General features: G+C 25.8%; 5 protein-coding genes. 1 reads left to right on the forward strand and 4 read right to left on the reverse strand.

Going from position 1 to position 4,175, the window contains the following annotated elements; all coding sequences use genetic code 11:
* Positions 1-115: 115 nt before the first annotated feature.
* A complete protein-coding gene (locus tag KGF52_RS20420) occupies positions 116-1,204 on the reverse strand; it encodes a hypothetical protein (RefSeq protein ID WP_227827697.1) in 1,089 nt (362 codons plus the stop codon).
* A 125-nt stretch (positions 1,205-1,329) separates the two neighbouring features.
* On the opposite strand from KGF52_RS20420, the gene KGF52_RS20425 reads away from it, so the two are divergent.
* Positions 1,330-2,058, forward strand: coding sequence for an HAD family hydrolase (locus KGF52_RS20425; protein WP_227827698.1), 729 nt, complete (start codon positions 1,330-1,332; stop codon positions 2,056-2,058).
* 283 nt (positions 2,059-2,341) lie between these two features.
* On the opposite strand, the gene KGF52_RS20430 is transcribed toward KGF52_RS20425, so the two are convergent.
* From KGF52_RS20430 to KGF52_RS20440, 3 genes are read right to left on the reverse strand one after another with little or no spacing between them, the layout of a single operon-like run.
* Positions 2,342-2,839, reverse strand: coding sequence for a hypothetical protein (locus tag KGF52_RS20430; RefSeq protein WP_227841445.1), 498 nt, complete (start codon positions 2,837-2,839; stop codon positions 2,342-2,344).
* 10 nt (positions 2,840-2,849) lie between these two features.
* Positions 2,850-3,290, reverse strand: a complete 441-nt coding sequence (locus KGF52_RS20435; RefSeq protein ID WP_227827700.1) for a hypothetical protein — start codon at positions 3,288-3,290, stop codon at positions 2,850-2,852.
* Positions 3,280-4,119 carry a DUF5685 family protein gene (locus KGF52_RS20440; RefSeq protein ID WP_227841446.1) on the reverse strand — a complete coding sequence of 280 codons (840 nt, stop codon included), beginning with the start codon at positions 4,117-4,119 and terminating at the stop codon, positions 3,280-3,282. The genes KGF52_RS20435 and KGF52_RS20440 overlap by 11 nt, the downstream gene beginning before the upstream one ends.
* Positions 4,120-4,175 lie beyond the last annotated feature (56 nt).

A 4,175-nucleotide genomic window follows, 5' to 3' on the forward strand; every position in this document is an offset into this window, starting at 1 on the left:
TAATTGACCACAATAATAAATGTATTCCTCATAATATTCCCCCAATATTATAGAAATAAATTTAAGCGAGATTAAATTCAGTTAATCTCGCTTAAATAATGTCCAAAATCATATATTATTCCAAAAAGTCATCAAAGTCTATTGAATCTGACTCTGCAAAATCGTATAAAGCATTTTGCTCAAAGAAAAATTTCTCCTCAAATTTAATGTATTTGCTATAATTAGACTGACTTATTTCATTAATGCAATTACAATCATTATCACTATAAGTCCCTATAAAAAACTTGTTTCCCATTAAGTAATATATAGCTTTCATATCATTATTTATTATATATACATTTTCTTTAACATGGTCATTATTAAAATTAAATCTAGTAAAAAATATCCCTTCATTCATATTACTTTTTAATAAGAACGGATTTTCTTCATAAAATACTTTTGCAAACTCCTCGGGTGAACTTACACTATATACACTTACAAATTCACTCTTAGAAATTTCATCAAAAACTTCAAAGTCGTACATAGGCTCTTTATCTGTTACTAGCATAGAATTAATTTTAAAGCCAGTCTCATTACATTTACTTATACAAAAGGCTATTTTACATGTATAATACCCATCATTATCTTCATATAAAGCCTCGCTAATATACCTACCTTGTCCTTTATTGCTTACTGTATTTTTAAGCAAAGTACCATTGATATTTGTAATATGCATATTTGCAATCTCGTCACTTCCAGAAAAGTATCTTAAACTTTCTCTGTCCCATGCTATAAACCTCATAGTCATATAGTTTATGAATTCAACTTCCTCATCAACTCTTTTACATATTTTATTATATAATTTTTCTATAGTTAAATCTGTTTTATAATTTTTTATAATGTCAATGTATTCACATTTATCTCCTGGTAATATCTTGTTATAACAAATATTCTTATTTCCAAAATAAGATACTAAAAACAGAGATTCCTCCTCTGTTAATCCAATTCTATCTGAGCCAAATCCACCCATTAATCTTTCTTCTTCTCTATAAGCTTCTTCTTGTGTTGGATTTTTCAAACTCACATAATCCGCCAAACCTAACCCTTCTGCATCCAATAAAAAATATTGACAAAAGTGATTTTTTTTATTGTCTATCCAATTTATTATAAGACCCAAGCTCCCCATAAGTCTAGAATTTGTAACCTTTGCAAAATTAAAATTCATACAATCACGTCCTTTAAAATTTAAAATCTTTATTTTTTAATATATAAATTATTATACATATATTTTAACAACTTAGGTACAATTTATAATATAATATAAGGAAATGATTAATTGAGGTGGTTTTTATGAAAAATATAGCAGCTTTTTTTGATATAGATGGTACTCTTTATAGGGACTCTCTTATGGTTGAACATTTTAAGAAATTAATTAAATATGATATAATTGACCAAAAAAATTGGTATAAACACGCTAGAGATACGTTTATGGATTGGGATAAAAGGCAAGGCAACTATGATGATTACCTATTAGAGATATGTAATCTTTATGTTGACTCCTTAAAAGGCTTAGATAAAACTTGCATTAATTTTACAAGTGACCAGGTAATTAAATTAAAGGCAGATAGAGTTTATAAATATACACGTTCAAGAATAGATTGGCATTTAAATCAGGGTCATATAGTTATCTTTATATCTGGTAGTCCTGGATTTTTAGTTGAAAAAATGGCTCAGAAGTACAATGTAACTGACTTCTTAGGAAGTGATTATGTGTTTGAAGATAATATATTTACAGGAACAGTCATACCGATGTGGGATTCTATAAGTAAAAATAACGCTATAAATGACTTTGTTGTAAAATATGATTTAGACCTATCAAATTCGTACGCTTATGGAGATACTAATGGCGATATAAATATGCTAAAAAGAGTTGGAAATCCAATCGCAATAAATCCTACAAAAGAACTTTTGGCTCAAATATCACTTAACAAGGAAATTTCTAAAAATGTTGAAATAATAGTAGAAAGAAAAGACATTATATATTCTTTATCTACAGATGTGAATATAGTGGATATTTAATTTATATTAGTTATTTTAAAGACTTATATAACAAAAGTCTTATTATAATAAAGGATGTCATCATTAGAATGATATCCATTATTTTTATTTTAAATAAAAAAATTGCTATTATCAAAATTTTTAAATACTAGATGAGAACACAAAAAGACTCTGACATAAAAATCAAAGCCTTTTTTATTAAACAAACTCATACATATGTTAATTCTATTTTTATATTTCAATGTACCTTCACAAATGTATTACTCATATACAAATTAAAATCATTCTAAAGTAAAACATTAGGTCAGTTGTTATTTTTAAATAACATCTTTCTTAGTCTATTATTGTAATAATCTATAAAGGAACTATATACATAATCGTATATTATAAAGGCTACCTCAAATGAGGCTACTATAATAATATTTATTGGAATATAAACTATTGCCCTTAATATAAAATACAATATAACTATCATTATGTTTGCAAATACTAATTTCATAAGATACTCAATATATATTGACCTATCTTTTTCTATAAAATATTTAACAATACCATATATCCCAAAAGTAAGGGAATATACAATCCATTGAGATTTACTTGCCATTACTATAAATCCTAATACTACAGAACCTATATAAAAAGCAATGCCACTTTTAAATCCCCATTCCATTATTACAATTGATACTAAAAGTGATGCTAACCCCATGATAAACAATGTATTTACAGGAATAATATTTGTAAGAGTTAACAGTATTACATTTAATGCTAATAAAACTCCTCCATAAGCAACTTTTATACTCATATTTATCATCCTAACAACAAGATATTAAATCTCCACCAAAACATTCACAACATGAATCTAGACACCAAAGTTTAGCGCAGTTTTCACAACAATCATCACCTAAACAACAGCAGTCATCACAACAACAGCAACAACATCCATCTAAATCATTACGTCTTCTTCTATTATAATTATCAGCTCTATTGTTATATTCATTTCTATATTGTGTATAACTTCTAAGTGCATCATTGTATTCCTGATTTTCAGGCTCCATGAATTTTGCTCTCTTTAAGAAGTCTTCTCCTTCTTCATAATATCCAATATTCATCGCAGAAAAACCAGTTAGATAATACCACTCTGCACATTTGTCAGTTAATGTTTTTAAAAAATCATAGGCTTTTTTAAATTCACTATTTTCCATAAAAGCTCTTGCTCTCATAAAATTTTCATTATTATAAGTATTACTGTACATTATTTCCACCTCTACTTTCTAATATATTCATGTATCTTAAATAAACCCCAGAATAAATTATATTTTCTATTATTCCAACGTTTTTATTTAGATTTAAATTATCAATTCCCCTAGCTAAAAAACCTAATGATGTTACAATTATTTTTTTAACTTTTTCTTTTAACTCATCATTTTTATCTATATATTCTATAAAAGGATTATATCTTCCTTTCTTAAAATCTTCGTCTAAATCTTCGTATGCATCTAATAAATATATATATTTACCTATATTAAAACCTATCATTCTTAGATTTCTCTCATTTTCATCTTTTTTATACGCAAATACTTCTCCCATTATATTTCCAAAGACATTAGACACTTCATCTATATTTATATTTTTGTCCTTTTCCAACTTATTTAATTCATTTAATTGTTGCTTTATATACTCAGCTTTTTCAGGATATTTCTCATAGGCTAAGTTTAATTTGTTTTTATATATATAATATGCTAATTTATCTTTTATGCGTTTATCATCAATTAAATTATCTTCCAATTTATAATACGTTAAAAGAACATTCATACTTGCTGCATATTCTGTAATATCATTTATGATTATCTTTTTCTTCTTAAATGGACTAACTACACACACTTCTTCTGTATTTGTAGACTCTGGCTTATATACTGCTGTTAATAAAACAATTAAAAAGGTTATATCATAATTCAGAGAAAATCTAGAAATTTCTCCATGATTTCTTTTTAAATATTTACATAGCCCACAATAATAAGCTTTGTAATGGTCATATTCTCTAAATGTTAAATCCATTTTGTTTATTTTAACATATCCAAACATAAATACTCCTTTTTGTACTACTTTTTATATAAATTATAATTTGTATTGTAACAATC

This window comes from Clostridioides sp. ZZV15-6597 (assembly GCF_020657815.1).
GTDB lineage: Bacteria > Bacillota > Clostridia > Peptostreptococcales > Peptostreptococcaceae > Clostridioides.